The following is a 14,556-nucleotide window of genomic DNA, read 5'->3' on the forward strand; positions in this document are numbered from 1 at the left end:
GGCAGTCCTGAGGGCTATGCACTCAGGGTAGAAGCTTGCGGGCAATGGCGCGAATGAAGATTTTGAAAGCGATGCACATCACCTGCAGGCGCCGGCTGGCCGCCGATAGCGTCGAGCCAGCCGCATTATCCATGGCTGATACATCGCTATCGCCGGCAAGCCGGTTCCCACAGGGGGACCGGTTATTGCTGGGTCAGTTGGGTCCACAACGCCGGCGCGCCCGCCGACTTGGCAATCGCTTCCAGGCGCGCGGCATGCTCGGCCAGGTCTTGCTCGCTGGCGCGGATGATCGTGGTGGGCTTGCGGTCCGCCGGCAGGCGACGGATCTCCGAAGGCCGGTTGCCCGAGCCTTCCGCCGAACCGCTGCCATCGGACGCGTTGCCTGCGAGGGACAGGCTGGTTTGCCCGCCCGTCATGGTCAGGTAAACGTCGGCGAGAATCTCGGAGTCGAGCAAGGCGCCGTGGAGTTCACGGCCGGAGTTGTCGACGCCATACCGCTTGCACAACGCATCGAGGCTGTTGCGCTGGCCGGGGTGACGCTCGCGGGCCATCATCAAGGTGTCGAGGATCGAGCAGTGCTGGGAAATGTCCGCGCGATCCGTCTGCCCCATCAGGGCAAATTCATTATTGATGAAGCCGACGTCGAACGCCGCGTTATGGATGATCAGCTGGGCGCCGTTGATGAATTCGAAGAACTCGTCCGCCACTTCGGCGAATCGCGGCTTGCCCTTGAGGAACTCGTCGGTGATGCCGTGGACGCCGATCGCGCCTTCGTCACTGTCGCGATCCGGTTGCAGGTAGACGTGGAAGTGGCGACCGGTAAGGCGGCGACCCATCAGTTCGACACAGCCGATTTCAATGATCCGGTGGCCGTCGGTCACCGGCATGCCGGTGGTTTCGGTATCGAGTACAACAGATCGGATGGCCATCAGGGTTCAGCTCTCAACGGTGTGGTGTGAATCAAAGGGCGCGATGTTAACACGTCAGCCGGCTTCAACTCTGCTTGTAGCCGCGCACTTCATCCACGCCCCGGTTGGCCAGTTGGTCGGCGCGCTCGTTGCCCGGATGGCCGATGTGACCGCGCACCCATTTCCAGGTGATGTCATGGCGGTTGCACTGCTCATCGAGCAGTTGCCACAGGTCGGCATTCTTCACCGGTTCCTTGGCCGCGGTTTTCCAGCCACGCTTCTTCCAGTTGACCATCCACTCGTTGATGCCCTTCATCACGTATTGCGAGTCGGTCACCAGCAGCACGTTGCAGCGGCGCTTGAGTTCTTCGAGGCCGCGAATCGCGCCCATCAGTTCCATGCGGTTGTTGGTGGTGTTGGCTTCGCCACCCCACAACTCCTTCTCCACGCCCTTGCACACCAGCAACGCGCCCCAGCCGCCAGGGCCGGGGTTGCCCTTGCAGGCACCATCAGTGAAGAGTTCTACGCTATCGGTCATCGGTTGCTCGGTCTGAAATCAAAAAAAGTTTTACGGTTCGCTTTGCTTGCGGTTGACCTTGGCCATCGGCATCGGCACCAGCTTGCCCATGGACTGGCGTGGTACCTGGCGCACGGGACGCAGCCCGACCACGATCTTGCGCGCCACCAATAAATAGAAGCCGCCGCCAGACAACTGCCAGGCACCCGCGCGGCGTTCCCAGCCGGCCAGGCGGCCTTGCCACTTGGCGGACGCAAGCGGCGGACGATAGCACCCGAAGCGGCGTTTCTCCAGCGCGAAGCCCAGCAGGTTCAGCCAGTCGCCAACCCGTGACGGCGAGATGCAGCGTGCCTGGCGCAAGCCGTCATGGGCGAACACATGGCGCAGGCCCCAACTGCTCCAGGGGTTTATGCCGACAATCAGCAAATGGCCACCTGGGCGCACACTGCTCGCCGCTTCGCGCAACAAACCGTGGGGCGACAGGCAGAAATCCAGGCCGTGCTGCAACACCACCACATCGGCGGCGTGCTCGCTCAACGGCCAGGCCTGCTCTTCGCAGACGATCTCCACGCCCGGCAACGGCGCCCCCAGGCGCACGTTGCGCTGCACCTGCGGCGCGGCAGGCGGTGTCTGGGCCGACGGGCCGTAGTGCACCAGGTAGCCACCAAAGAACCGGCCCAACTCGTCTTGGAGCATGCGCCGCTCTTCATCCAGCAGAAATTGCCCGATCGGCCCGGACAGCCATTCGCGGGCGGCGCTGATCAGTGCCAGCCACTCAGGATCGGCCTGGGCGAACGCTTTATCAGTCATTGCATTCTCCAACTCGCCTAGACGTTCTAAGATGCACCAATGTGTTCAGCTTGGCGAATCGAAGAATGATACAGATCAGTGCCCTGCCCGCCTTCACCGATAACTACATCTGGGTGTTACAAGACCCCGAGACCAACCGCTGCGCCGTGGTCGACCCCGGCGATGCCGCGCCCGTGCTGGCCTGGCTCAAGCAGAACCCGGACTGGACCCTCAGCGACATCCTGGTCACCCACCATCACCATGATCATGTCGGCGGTGTCGAGCAACTCAAAAGCGCGACGGGTGCCAAGGTCTACGGCCCGGCGAACGAAAACATCCCGGCGCGGGATGTCGCCCTGCAGGATAACGACCGTATCAGCGTGCTCGGCTGGGATTTCGACGTGTACGCCGTGCCCGGCCACACCCTGGGCCATATCGCCTTTTATCACCAGGGCGTGCTGCTGTGTGGCGACACCCTGTTCGCCGCCGGTTGCGGGCGGCTGTTCGAAGGCACGCCGGAGCAGATGCACACTTCGCTGCAACGCCTGGCCGCCCTGCCCGCCGACACGCGGGTGTATTGCACGCACGAATACACACAAAGCAACCTCAAGTTCGCCCAGGCGGTGGAACCGGACAACGCCGATATCGCCAAACGCGTGGAAAACGTCCGCCAACTGCGTGACCGCGGCGAGATGACGCTGCCGTCCAACCTGGCCCTGGAGAAACTCACCAACCCCTTTTTGCGTACCGCTGAAACATCCGTTAAACAAAAAGCGGACGAACGGAATGGCCGCGACAACCGCACTGGGGCCGAGGTGTTTGCTAGCTTGAGGGCTTGGAAAGATAAGTTCTAACGGGATGCAATCTGATACGCAATTTCTGAATGGTTGACCAGAACCAAAGTGCTTTCTAGAATCGCCCGACATTTTTGCCCGGAACTTACTTCCAGCCAATGTCGTCATCTATTCGTAAATCCAACCATTCAGACGCATTGACCCGCCTGGCTCAAGCCGTGGCGGTGGCCGTGTCCGCGACTCTGGCGGGCTGCCAATCGACAAATTTCGCTGCACAATCCACCGTGCAACCCAAACCCAATCTTGCCGCCAAGATCAAGCAAAAACCTATTTGGCTTTCAGAGAAGCCCAGCCCCGAAGTGCCCCAGGATGTCTGGGAACGCATGCGCCGGGGCTTTCAATTGCAGGACGGCCTGGGCGTCAACCCACGCATCGAGCAACAGCGCCTGTGGTTCGCCAGCAACCCGTCCTTCCTGGAGAACGCCGGTGAACGCGGCAGTCTCTACATTCATTACATCGTCGAACGCCTTGAAGAGCGCAACATGCCCCTGGAGCTGGCGCTGCTGCCAGTGATCGAAAGTGCCTACAACCCAATGGCCTATTCGCGCAGCGATGCGGTCGGCCTGTGGCAGTTCATCCCCTCCACCGGTCGCTACTTCAACCTGCGCCAGACCCGCGCCTATGATGGCCGCCGCGATATCACCGCCTCCACCACCGCCGCCCTGGACTATCTGACCCGTCTGCACGATATGTTCAACGGTGACTGGCTGCTGGCGCTGGCCGCCTATAACGCCGGCGAAGGCACGGTCAGCCGGGCCATCGAGCGCAACGAGAAGCTCGGCCTGCCTACCGACTACTGGAACCTGCCCCTGCCCCAGGAAACCAAGGACTACGTGCCCAAGTTCCTGGCGCTGTCCCAGGTGGTACTAGCCCCTGAGGCCTACGGCGTCAACCTGAACCCGATCGCCAACACGCCGTACTTCGAAGTGGTGGAAGTCAAGCAGAGCATGGACCTGTCCCGGGTCGCCGCGCTGGCCGAGATCGACGAAGACGAACTGTTCCAGCTCAACCCGGCACTCAAGCAGCGCACCACCCTGGACGGCCCGCAGCACCTATTGGTGCCAAGTTCCAAGGCACAACTGCTTACCAGCAGCCTTTCGGCGATGAAGCCCGAGGAATTGCTGGCGCTGCGTCCGAAGAAGCCGGTGTTCGACGAAGTTGAAACGGCACGGGTGGCCGGGCGTACCCGCAGCTACAAGGTGCGCAGTGGCGACAACCTCACACTGATCGCCAAGGCGAACAAGGTCGATGTGCATGACCTGCAGCGCTGGAACAAGCTCAACGGCCAGGCGCTCAAGGTCGGCCAGACCCTGGTGATGCAGGACACGCGCAAGCTGGTGGCCAAGGCTGACAGCAAGAAGCCGGTGCAATACAAGGTCAAGAAAGGCGATTCGCTGTATATCGTCGCCAAACGTTTCAACGTCGAGATGCAACATCTCAAGCGCTGGAACCCGCGCACTGGCCAGGCGTTGAAGCCGGGGCAGATGCTGGTGGTTTCCGGGCCCCGGTAACCGGCTCGCGAGCGGGCGCAGGTGGGAGCTGGCTTGCCCTGGCGAGGCTGCGAAGGCGGCGGCATTGCTGGCATTCTCTTCGCCTGAGACAGCGCTTTCGTAGCCTCGCTGAAGCTCGACAACTCCCACAGGGGATTGCGGTGTCGCCGTTATTTCAATCCCCTGTGGGATCGCAATATCCGAAGCGACGCAGCCCAAGTGTGGGAGCTGGCTTGCCCCGGTGAGGCTGCGAAGGCGGCGGCATTGCTGGCATTTTCTTCGCCTGCGACAGCGCTTTCGCAGCCTCGCTGAAGCTCGAAAACTCCCACAGGGGATTGCGGTGTCGCCGTTATTTCAATCCCCTGTGGGATCGCAATATCCGAAGCGACGCAGCCCAAGTGTGGGAGCTGGCTTGCCCCGGCGAGGCTGCGAAGGCGGCGGCATTGCTGGCATTTTCTTCGCCTGAGACAGCGCTTTCGCAGCCTCGCTGAAGCTCGACAACTCCCACAGGGGATTGCGGTGTCGCCGTTATTTCAATCCCCTGTGGGATCGCAATATCCGAAGCGACGCAGCCCAAGTGTGGGAGCTGGCTTGCCCTGGCGAGGCTGCGAAGGCGGCGGCATGCTGGCATTTTCTTCGCCTGAAACACCGCTTTCGCAGCCTCGCTGAAGCTCGACAACTCCCACAGGGGTTTGCGGTGTCGCCCGTATTTCAACACCCTGTGGGATCGCAATATCCGAAGCGACGCAGCCCAAGTGTGGGAGCTGGCTTGCCTGCGATGCAGACACCTCGGTGTATCGGTGATACCGAGCCGATGCTATCGCAGGCAAGCCAGCTCCCACATTTGTCAGTCATACCGCTCAAGACCTCGCCGGCCCTCAGTCAGCCCCCGCAACAGCCTTTTTCCAACCGGAACAAGCTGTTACTGTACCGATCATAAAGCCCAAGCTGCCTGGATCGGATTCCTGACTTGAAGCGTCCCCTCCTTTTACTAATAAGTCTGGCCTTGAGCTTTGGTGCGAACGCGACGATTACCGAGAGCCACGGTTACACGCAGTTCGGCACGCTCAAGTACCCGGCCAAATTCACCCACTTCGATTGGGTAAACCCTGCAGCGCCGAAAGGCGGGACCTTGCGGGTCATGGCATTTGGCACGTTCGATACGCTCAACCCCTACACTTTCAAGGGCTCCAGCCCGGTTTCCACGCCCAATTTCCTCCAGTACGGCGTCAATGAGCTGAACGAGCCGTTGATGGTCGGCACTGGCCAGTACGCGCCGTCCGGCGATGAACCCACTTCCAGCTATGGGCTGATTGCCCAGTCGGTGGAGTACAGCGAGGACCGCAGCTGGGTGGTGTTCAACCTGCGCCCGGAAGCACGCTTTCACGATGGCAAGCCGATCACCGCGTATGACGTGGCGTTTTCCTATCGCACCCTGCTGACCGAAGGCCACCCGCAGTACCGCACCAACCTGCAGGAAGTGGCACGGGTCGATATCCTCAACCGGCACCGTATTCGATTTGTGTTCAAGCGCGCCGGCAATCCGCTGCTGATCCTGCGCCTGGGCGAGTTGCCGGTGCTGCCCCAGCACTACTGGAAGAATCGCGACTTCAAGGCCACCACCTTCGAACCCCCTTTGGGCAGTGGGCCGTACCGTATCAGCAAGGTCACCCCAGGGCGGCAGTTGGTGTTCGAGCGGGTCAAGGACTACTGGGGCAAGGACCTGCCGGTCAACCAGGGTTTTTATAACTACGACAAGGTCGAAGTGGAGTTTTACCGCGACAGCGACGTGGCCTTCGAAGCATTCAAGGCCGGTGAGTTCGATATCTATATCGAGCACCAGGCCAAGAACTGGGCGAATGGCTACAACTTCCCGGCGGTCAACCGGGGCGACGTGATCAAGGCACAGATCGCCCACCAGATCCCGACCCAGAGCCAGGGCCTGTTCATGAACACGCGCCGGCCGACCTTCAGCCAGACCAAGGTGCGCGAAGCCCTGGGCATGATGTTCGACTTCGAGTGGACCAACCGCACGCTGTTCAGCGGCGCCTATAAACGTACCCTCAGCTATTACCCCAACAGTGAATTCGCCGCCACCGGGGTGCCCACCGGCCATGAATGGCTGATGCTCTCGCCCTACCGCGACCAGTTGCCGCCCAACCTGTTCACGCAGGCCTTCAGCCTGCCCCAGACCGACGGACGCGGCATCCCCCGCGAAACCATGCGCCGCGCCCTCGCCCTGCTCGGCGACGCCGGCTGGAAGCTGTCGGGGCAACGCCTGCTCGACAAGGACGGGCAACCGCTGCGCTTCGAGATCCTGCTGGTCAACCCGAACCTGGAGCGCATCCTGCAGCCGTACGTCGAGAACCTGATCAGCATCGGCATCGACGCGCGCCTGCGCACGGTTGACCGCGCGCAGTACAAGCAGCGCCTGGACCAGTTCGACTTCGACATGATCCTCATCACCCTCAACCAGACCTTGAGCCCCGGCCTCGAACAGTGGCAGTACTTCCACTCCAGCCAGGCCGCCATCAAGGGCAGCAAGAACTACGCAGGCATCAACAACCCCATCGTCGATCACCTGCTGGAACAACTGCTGGCGGCCAAGACCCGCGAAGAACAACTGGCGGCCGGTCGCGCCCTGGACCGGGTGCTGCTGTGGCAGCACTACAGTATTCCCAACTGGTACCTCAACTATCATCGCTTGGCGTACCGCAACCGGTTCGCCTTTGTCACCACGCCGCCCTATAGCCTGGGCCTGAGCGCGTGGTGGCTGAAAGCTTCGGAGAAAGCCCAATGATGTATTTGCGTACTGCCCTGCTTGGCGGCCTGTTGCTGTGCACCGCGGCCCAGGCCGCCCCGCAACATGCGTTGACGCTCTACAACGAACCGCCGAAATACCCCGCCGACTTCAAGCACTTCGACTACGTCAACCCGGACGCGCCCAAGGGCGGCACCTTCCGCGAGTCGAGCATGGGCGGCTTCGACAGCCTCAACCCGTACATCAGCAAGGGCGTGCCCGCCGACAACCTGGGGCTGATCTACGACACCCTGGCCATGCAGAGCCTGGACGAACCGATCACGGAGTACGGGCTGGTCGCCGGCAAGATCGAAAAGGCCCCGGACAACAGTTGGGTGCGCTTCTACCTGCGCCCCGAAGCGCGCTTCCACGACGGCCACCCGATCCGTGCCGAAGACGTGGTGTTCACCTTCCAGACCCTGCTCAAGGAAGGCTCGCCGATCTACCGCACCTACTATGCCGACGTCGACGAAGTGGTCGCCGAGGACCCACTGCGCGTGCTGTTCAAGTTCAAGCGCACCAACAATCGTGAATTGCCGCTGATCCTCGGGCAACTGCCGGTATTGCCCAAGCACTGGTGGGCCACGCGTGATTTTGCCAAGGGCAACCTGGAGGTGCCGCTGGGCAGCGGGCCGTACCAGGTCGCCGAGGTCAAGGCCGGGCGCATGATCCGCTACGAGCGGGTCAAGGACTACTGGGCCAAGGACCTGCCGATCACTAAAGGTTTCTACAATTTCGATAACCGCATCACCGACTACTACCGCGACAGCACCGTCTCCCTGGAAGCGTTGAAGGCCGGGCAGTTCGATTACTGGCTGGAGTTCAGTGCCAAGAACTGGGCCAACGCCTACAACATTCCGGCAGTAGCCCAGGGCCGGCTGATCAAGGAAGAAATCCCCAACGGCAACCCCACCGGCATGCAGGGCTTTGTGTTCAATACGCGCAAGCCGATGTTCCAGGATGTGCGCGTGCGCAAGGCGATCAGCCTGTTGCTGGACTTCGAATGGAGCAACAAACAGCTGTTCAACGGCGCCTACACCCGTACCCGCAGTTATTTCGAAAACTCCGAAATGGCCGCCACCGGCCTGCCCGGACCGGATGAGCTGAAGATCCTCGAGCCGCTGCGCGACAAGATCCCCGCCGAGGTCTTCACCCAGGCCTTCGAACCGGCCAAAACCGACGGCAGCGGCATGATCCGCACCCAGCAGCGCGAGGCCTATCAACTGCTGCAGGAAGCCGGCTGGCGCATCGTCGACGACAAGATGGTCGACACCACCGGCAAACCGGTGACCATCGAGTTCCTGCTCGCCCAGACCGAGTTCGAACGCATCCTGCTGCCGTTCAAGCGCAACCTCGCCGACCTGGGCATCGACCTGGTGATCCGCCGGGTCGACGTCTCGCAGTTCGTCAACCGTATTCGCTCGCGGGACTTCGACATGCTGGTCGGCAGTTTCCCGCAGTCCACCTCACCGGGTAACGAGCAGCGCGAATTCTGGTCGTCGTCCAGCGCCGACAAGCCCGGCAGCCGCAACTACATGGGGCTCAAGGACCCGGCCGTCGACCAACTGGTGGAAGAGCTGATCGACGCCGACTCGCGCCAAAGCCTGGTGGCCCACGCCAAGGCCCTGGACCGCGTGCTGCAGTTCGGTTACTACGTGATCCCCAACTGGCACATCAAGACCTACCGCGTGGCGTACTGGGACCACCTCGGCCACCCGAAGGTCTCTCCGCGCTATGACGTCGGCACCGCCACCTGGTGGGCCAAGCCCGATGCCAAGCCGGCGGTAACCGTGGACACCACCCAGACCGCCGATCCGGCGAGCGGAGGCGATTGAATGCTGGCCTATATTATTCGCCGCCTGTTACTGATCATCCCCACGCTGTTCGGCATCCTGCTGATCAACTTTGTGATCATCCAGGCCGCGCCCGGTGGGCCGGTCGAACAGATGATCGCCAAGCTCGAAGGCTTTGAAGGCGCCACCAGCCGCATCGCCGGCGGCGGTGCCGAAGTCGCGGTGGCCGGCTCCAGCTACCGTGGCGCCCAGGGCCTGGACCCGGCGCTGATCAAGGAAATCGAGAAGATGTACGGCTTCGACAAGTCGGCGCCGGAACGCCTGTGGATCATGGTCAAGAACTACGCCACGCTGGATTTCGGCGACAGTTTCTTCCGCGACGCCAAGGTCATCGACCTGATCAAGGAAAAGATGCCGGTGTCCATCTCCCTCGGGCTGTGGAGCACGCTGATCATGTACCTGGTGTCGATCCCGCTGGGGATCGCCAAGGCCACGCGACACGGCAGCCATTTCGATGTGTGGACCAGCTCGGCGATCATCGTCGGCTACGCGATCCCGGCGTTCCTGTTTGCGATCCTGTTGATCGTGGTGTTTGCCGGCGGCAGTTATTTCGACTGGTTCCCGTTGCGCGGGCTGACGTCCAACAACTTCGACGAGCTGAGCTGGGGCGGCAAGATTCTCGACTACTTCTGGCACCTGGCGCTGCCGATTACCGCACTGGTGATCGGTAACTTCGCCACCATGACCCTGCTGACCAAGAACAGCTTTCTTGACGAGATCAACAAGCAGTACGTGGTCACCGCCAAGGCCAAGGGATTGACCAACCGCCGCGTGCTCTACGGCCACGTGTTCCGCAATGCAATGTTGCTGGTGATCGCGGGCTTCCCCTCGGCGTTCATCGGCATCTTCTTCACCGGCTCCTTGCTGGTCGAAGTGATCTTCTCCCTCGACGGCCTCGGCCTGATGAGCTTTGAAGCGGCCATCAACCGCGACTACCCGGTGGTGTTCGGCACGCTGTTCATCTTCACCCTGCTGGGGCTGATCGTGAAACTGATCGGCGACCTCACCTACACCCTGGTCGATCCACGCATCGACTTCGCCAGCCGGGAGCATTGAGATGAATCTATCCCCCCTCAATCGCCGCCGGTTCGAGCGGTTCAAGGCCAACAAGCGCGGCTGGTGGTCGCTGTGGCTGTTCCTGATCCTGTTTGTGCTGAGCCTGGGCGCGGAGTTGATCGCCAACGACAAGCCGCTGGCCGTGCACTTCGATGGCGACTGGTATTTCCCGGCGCTCAAGCGCTACCCGGAGACCACCTTCGGCGGCGAATTCCCGCTGGAGGCCAACTACAAGAGCCCGTATATCCAGGAATTGCTCAAGGCCAAGGATGCCTGGACCTTGTGGGCGCCTATCCCGTTCAGCTACCAGAGCATCAACTACGACCTCAAAGTACCGGCGCCGGCGCCACCGTCCGCGGTGAACCTGCTGGGTACCGATGACCAGGGCCGTGACGTGCTCGCGCGGGTGATCTATGGCTTTCGTGTGTCGGTACTGTTCGCCCTGACGCTGACCGTGCTCAGCTCGATCATCGGTGTGATCGCCGGCGCCCTGCAGGGCTTCTATGGCGGCTGGGTCGACCTCGCCGGGCAGCGCTTCCTGGAAATCTGGTCCGGGTTGCCGGTGCTGTACCTGCTGATCATCCTCGCCAGCTTCGTGCAGCCCAACTTCTGGTGGCTGCTGGGGATCATGCTGCTGTTTTCCTGGATGAGCCTGGTGGACGTGGTGCGCGCCGAGTTCCTGCGCGGGCGCAACCTGGAATACGTACGCGCGGCCCGGGCACTGGGCATGCAGAACGGCGCGATCATGTTCCGCCACATCCTGCCCAATGCCATGGTCTCGACCATGACCTTCATGCCGTTCATTCTCACCGGCGCCATCGGCACCCTCACCGCCCTGGACTTCCTCGGCTTCGGCTTGCCGGCGGGCTCACCGTCGCTGGGTGAACTGGTGGCCCAGGGCAAATCCAACCTGCAGGCGCCGTGGCTGGGCATGAGCGCGTTTGCCGTGCTGGCGATCATGTTGAGTCTGCTGGTGTTTATTGGCGAGTCCGCTCGCGATGCCTTCGACCCGAGGAAATGAGATGAATCAGGACAATCTGATCGAAATCCGCGACCTCTCTGTCGAGTTCGTCACCGGCGAGCATCACCACCGTGTGGTGAACAACGTCAGCTTCGACATCAAGCGCGGCGAAACCCTGGCGCTGGTCGGCGAAAGCGGCTCCGGCAAATCGGTGACCGCCCACTCGATCCTGCGCCTGCTGCCCTACCCGTTGGCTCGGCATCCGTCGGGCACCATCGAGTACGCCGGGCAAGACCTGTTGACGCTCAAGGAAAAAACCCTGCGGCACATTCGCGGCAACCGCATTGCGATGATCTTCCAGGAGCCGATGACCTCGCTGAACCCGCTGCACAACATCGAGAAGCAGATAAACGAGGTACTTGGCCTGCACAAAGGCCTCACCGGCAAGGTCGCGACCCAGCGCACCCTGGAACTGCTGGAACTGGTGGGCATCCCCGAGCCGCGCAAGCGCCTCAAGGCCCTGCCCCACGAACTCTCCGGCGGCCAGCGCCAGCGGGTGATGATCGCCATGGCGCTGGCCAACGAGCCGGAGTTGTTGATCGCTGACGAGCCGACCACCGCCCTCGACGTCACCGTGCAGTTGAAGATCCTGGAGCTGCTCAAGGAGCTGCAGGCACGCCTGGGCATGGCCTTGCTGCTGATCAGCCACGACCTCAACCTGGTGCGGCGCATCGCCCATCGGGTGTGTGTGATGCAACAGGGCTGCATCGTTGAACAGGCCGATTGCGAGACGCTGTTCCAGGCGCCGCAGCACCCCTACACCCAGGAACTGCTGGCAGCCGAGCCCAGCGGCGGGCCGGCCGGCAACGCTATCGGTCCGCCGTTGCTGGAGGTCGATGACCTCAAGGTGTGGTTCCCGATCAAGAAAGGCTTTTTGCGCACCACCGTCGATTACGTCAAGGCGGTGGACGGCATCAACTTCAGCCTGCCGCAGGGGCAGACGCTGGGCATCGTCGGTGAAAGCGGCTCGGGTAAATCCACCCTGGGCCTGGCCATCTTGCGCTTGATCGCCAGCAAGGGCGGGATCCGCTTTGAAGGCCAGCAACTGGACACGCTCAGCCAGCAACAGGTACGCCCGTTGCGCCGCGAAATGCAGGTGGTGTTCCAGGACCCGTTCGGCAGCCTCAGCCCACGCATGTGCGTGAGCGAGATTGTCGGCGAAGGCCTGCGCATCCACAAGATGGGCACACCGGCCGAGCAGGAAGCGGCGATTATCGCCGCGCTCAAAGAGGTCGGCCTCGACCCGGCGTCGCGCAATCGCTACCCCCATGAGTTCTCCGGGGGCCAGCGTCAACGCATCGCCATTGCCCGCGCGCTGGTGCTCAAGCCACGCCTGATCCTGCTCGACGAACCCACCTCGGCGCTGGACCGCACCGTACAGCGCCAGGTGGTGGAATTGCTGCGCAGCCTGCAGGCCAAGTACAACCTGACCTACCTGTTCATCAGCCATGACCTGGCGGTGGTGAAGGCGCTGAGCCACCAGTTGATGGTGGTCAAGCAGGGGCAGGTGGTGGAACAAGGCGACGCCCAGGCGATTTTCGCCGACCCGCAGCACGCCTACACCCGACAGTTGCTGGAGGCTGCCTTCCTGGTACCGGCCTGACGCACTGCAAACCAAGGTGGGAGCCCGCTCCCACCTAGAAGCAAACCAATATCATTTGCGCACCTTCCCGCCCTTTGCTTTAATCGCGACCAATTCTTATTTACGCCAATTCTTTTGCGCTGGATGGATATTGTGTCGACCTCTTTCACCCACCTCTACGGTTCCCACCACAGCTGGTTGCTTGGCCTGTTGCGCCGACGCCTGAACGACCGCTGGGATGCCGCTGACCTGGCTCACGACACCTTTATCCGTATCCTCAGCCGGCCCCCCGCCGAGACCGATCACGTGCGCCAGCGCTCTTACCTGGCCACCATTGCCCGCGGGTTGTGCATCGACCATTGGCGTCGTCGCCAGCTGGAGAAAGCCTGGCTCGACAGCCTGGCGCTGTGCCCGGAGGCGACGCAGCCATCGCCGGAACAGCGCGCCATCATCGTCGAGACCCTCTACGAAGTGGATGCCATGCTCGCCCGCCTGCCGAAAAAGGTCAGCCAAGCCTTCCTGCTCGCGCAACTGCATGGCCTGCCCTACAAACAGATCGCGCAACAGTTGGGCGTGTGCGAGCGCATGGTCAAGAAGTACATGGCCCAGGCCTTGCTGCACTGCGCGATCCTCGAAGCCGAGCTCGACGGGATGCTGGTGCAATGAGCCCCACCGGCAAACTCAGCCACGCGAGCCTGGAACAGGCCGCGCAGTGGTACGTGCGCCTGCAGGACCCGAGCGGCGCCCAGGAGCAGCAACGCTGGCAATCCTGGTTGATGCAGAACCCCGAGCACCTGGCGGCCTGGCACTATGTGGAGCGCGTCAGCCAGCGCTTCGCACCGTTGATGGAGCATTCCCAGGGCGCTGGCCGTGCACTGCGCAGTTCACGGCGCCAGACCCTCAAGACCTTGCTGGTGCTGTGCGCCGGTTCGACGCTGGCCTGGGGCACCTGGCGCAACACCGCCCTGCCCCGGCTGGTGGGCGGCTGGAGCGCCGACTACGCCACTGCCAGCGGCGAAACCCGCGACGCCTTGCTGGCTGATGGCAGCCATGTATGGCTTAACGCCATGAGCGCGCTGGATGTGCGCTTCGATACAACGCAACGCTTGCTGCGCCTGCGCTTTGGCGAAGTGCTGATCGACACGGCCAAGGACGTCAGCCGCCCATTCCTGGTGGACACCGAACACGGCCGACTGCAGGCGCTGGGCACCCGCTTCAGCGTGCTGCAGGGCGACGAGCATACCCAGCTCAACGTGTTCGAAGGCCGGGTGCAGGTCAGCACCCTCAACCAGCAGGTGCGTATCATCGAGGCAGGCCAGCAGGTCCGGTTCGCCCGCAACGGTTTCGACCCGACCGCCCCGGCCTCTCCCGCCCGTGAGGCCTGGAGCCGTGGCGTGCTGCTGGCCGACAACCTGGCGCTGGGCGAGTTGGTCGCCGAGCTCAACCGTTATCGTCCCGGCCACCTGGGTTGCGACCCGGCCGTGGCGCAGTTGCCGGTGATGGGTTCATTCCCGCTCAAGGACAGCGACCACGCCCTGCGCCTGCTGCAAGCCGCGTTGCCGATTCGCGTCGACCGGTTGCTGCCGTGGTGGGTCACCGTCAGCCCCCAGTGAAAAAATCTTCTACCGCCAGTGCCCTTTTTCAAAACTCGTTCGGTTAACCCTGCAGACGCTTTCAATTCGCCGA

The 14,556-nt window shown here is 62.4% G+C and carries 12 protein-coding genes; 9 read left to right on the plus strand and 3 right to left on the minus strand.

All coding sequences use genetic code 11. The annotated features are described in order from the left end of the window. Positions 1-182 precede the first annotated feature (182 nt). The 3 genes from dnaQ to C9990_RS18160 all read right to left on the minus strand — a co-directional run bounded on the left by dnaQ (position 183) and on the right by C9990_RS18160 (position 2,235). On the minus strand, positions 183-923 hold the full coding sequence (dnaQ, locus tag C9990_RS18150) for a DNA polymerase III subunit epsilon (protein ID WP_162946153.1): 741 nt from the start codon (positions 921-923) through the stop codon (positions 183-185). A 70-nt stretch (positions 924-993) separates the two neighbouring features. Continuing rightward, positions 994-1,446: a ribonuclease HI gene (gene rnhA, locus C9990_RS18155; RefSeq protein ID WP_003173571.1), complete on the minus strand. Its 453-nt coding sequence runs from the start codon at positions 1,444-1,446 to the stop codon at positions 994-996. A 30-nt stretch (positions 1,447-1,476) separates the two neighbouring features. Beyond that, positions 1,477-2,235, minus strand: coding sequence for a class I SAM-dependent methyltransferase (locus C9990_RS18160; protein ID WP_106804188.1), 759 nt, complete (start codon positions 2,233-2,235; stop codon positions 1,477-1,479). A gap of 65 nt (positions 2,236-2,300) precedes the next feature. Between C9990_RS18160 and gloB the strand changes: the two genes are divergently transcribed. The 9 genes from gloB to C9990_RS18205 all read left to right on the plus strand — a co-directional run bounded on the left by gloB (position 2,301) and on the right by C9990_RS18205 (position 14,483). Further along, positions 2,301-3,068 carry a hydroxyacylglutathione hydrolase gene (gene gloB, locus C9990_RS18165; RefSeq protein ID WP_106804189.1) on the plus strand — a complete coding sequence of 256 codons (768 nt, stop codon included), beginning with the start codon at positions 2,301-2,303 and terminating at the stop codon, positions 3,066-3,068. A 98-nt stretch (positions 3,069-3,166) separates the two neighbouring features. Next, positions 3,167-4,579, plus strand: coding sequence for a lytic transglycosylase domain-containing protein (locus C9990_RS18170; RefSeq protein ID WP_065906399.1), 1,413 nt, complete (start codon positions 3,167-3,169; stop codon positions 4,577-4,579). Between the two features lie 949 nt (positions 4,580-5,528). Beyond that, positions 5,529-7,358: an extracellular solute-binding protein gene (locus tag C9990_RS18175; RefSeq protein WP_065906397.1), complete on the plus strand. Its 1,830-nt coding sequence runs from the start codon at positions 5,529-5,531 to the stop codon at positions 7,356-7,358. Then, the gene (locus tag C9990_RS18180) at positions 7,355-9,193 is read left to right on the plus strand and encodes an extracellular solute-binding protein (RefSeq protein WP_065906394.1); all 1,839 of its coding nucleotides are present in this window, start codon (positions 7,355-7,357) and stop codon (positions 9,191-9,193) included. Before C9990_RS18175 ends, C9990_RS18180 begins: the two co-directional genes overlap by 4 nt. After that, positions 9,194-10,267, plus strand: a complete 1,074-nt coding sequence (locus C9990_RS18185; protein ID WP_065906392.1) for a microcin C ABC transporter permease YejB — start codon at positions 9,194-9,196, stop codon at positions 10,265-10,267. A gap of 1 nt (position 10,268) precedes the next feature. After that, positions 10,269-11,288, plus strand: a complete 1,020-nt coding sequence (locus C9990_RS18190) for an ABC transporter permease (RefSeq protein ID WP_065906391.1) — start codon at positions 10,269-10,271, stop codon at positions 11,286-11,288. Between the two features lies 1 nt (position 11,289). Further along, positions 11,290-12,891: an ABC transporter ATP-binding protein gene (locus C9990_RS18195; RefSeq protein WP_106804190.1), complete on the plus strand. Its 1,602-nt coding sequence runs from the start codon at positions 11,290-11,292 to the stop codon at positions 12,889-12,891. Positions 12,892-13,014: 123 nt separating this feature from the next. Then, positions 13,015-13,536 (plus strand): sigma-70 family RNA polymerase sigma factor, encoded by a 522-nt coding sequence (locus C9990_RS18200; RefSeq protein ID WP_106804191.1) that lies wholly within the window; start codon positions 13,015-13,017, stop codon positions 13,534-13,536. Beyond that, on the plus strand, positions 13,533-14,483 hold the full coding sequence (locus C9990_RS18205) for a FecR domain-containing protein (RefSeq protein ID WP_106804192.1): 951 nt from the start codon (positions 13,533-13,535) through the stop codon (positions 14,481-14,483). The genes C9990_RS18200 and C9990_RS18205 overlap by 4 nt, the downstream gene beginning before the upstream one ends. Positions 14,484-14,556 lie beyond the last annotated feature (73 nt).

This window comes from Pseudomonas sp. S5D5, assembly GCF_003013355.1.
GTDB lineage: Bacteria > Pseudomonadota > Gammaproteobacteria > Pseudomonadales > Pseudomonadaceae > Aquipseudomonas > Aquipseudomonas aylmerensis.

Bases quoted from the DNA above. Each gene is read 5' to 3' on its own strand.
- C9990_RS18205 (WP_106804192.1), top strand. From the start codon at position 13,533: ATGAGCCCCACCGGCAAACTCAGCCACGCGAGCCTGGAACAGGCCGCG.
- C9990_RS18195 (WP_106804190.1), top strand. From the start codon at position 11,290: ATGAATCAGGACAATCTGATCGAAATCCGCGACCTCTCTGTCGAGTTC.
- C9990_RS18160 (WP_106804188.1), bottom strand. From the start codon at position 2,235: ATGACTGATAAAGCGTTCGCCCAGGCCGATCCTGAGTGGCTGGCACTG.
- C9990_RS18200 (WP_106804191.1), top strand. From the start codon at position 13,015: ATGGATATTGTGTCGACCTCTTTCACCCACCTCTACGGTTCCCACCAC.
- C9990_RS18190 (WP_065906391.1), top strand. From the start codon at position 10,269: ATGAATCTATCCCCCCTCAATCGCCGCCGGTTCGAGCGGTTCAAGGCC.
- C9990_RS18170 (WP_065906399.1), top strand. From the start codon at position 3,167: ATGTCGTCATCTATTCGTAAATCCAACCATTCAGACGCATTGACCCGC.
- gloB (WP_106804189.1), top strand. From the start codon at position 2,301: ATGATACAGATCAGTGCCCTGCCCGCCTTCACCGATAACTACATCTGG.
- rnhA (WP_003173571.1), bottom strand. From the start codon at position 1,446: ATGACCGATAGCGTAGAACTCTTCACTGATGGTGCCTGCAAGGGCAAC.
- C9990_RS18185 (WP_065906392.1), top strand. From the start codon at position 9,194: ATGCTGGCCTATATTATTCGCCGCCTGTTACTGATCATCCCCACGCTG.
- C9990_RS18180 (WP_065906394.1), top strand. From the start codon at position 7,355: ATGATGTATTTGCGTACTGCCCTGCTTGGCGGCCTGTTGCTGTGCACC.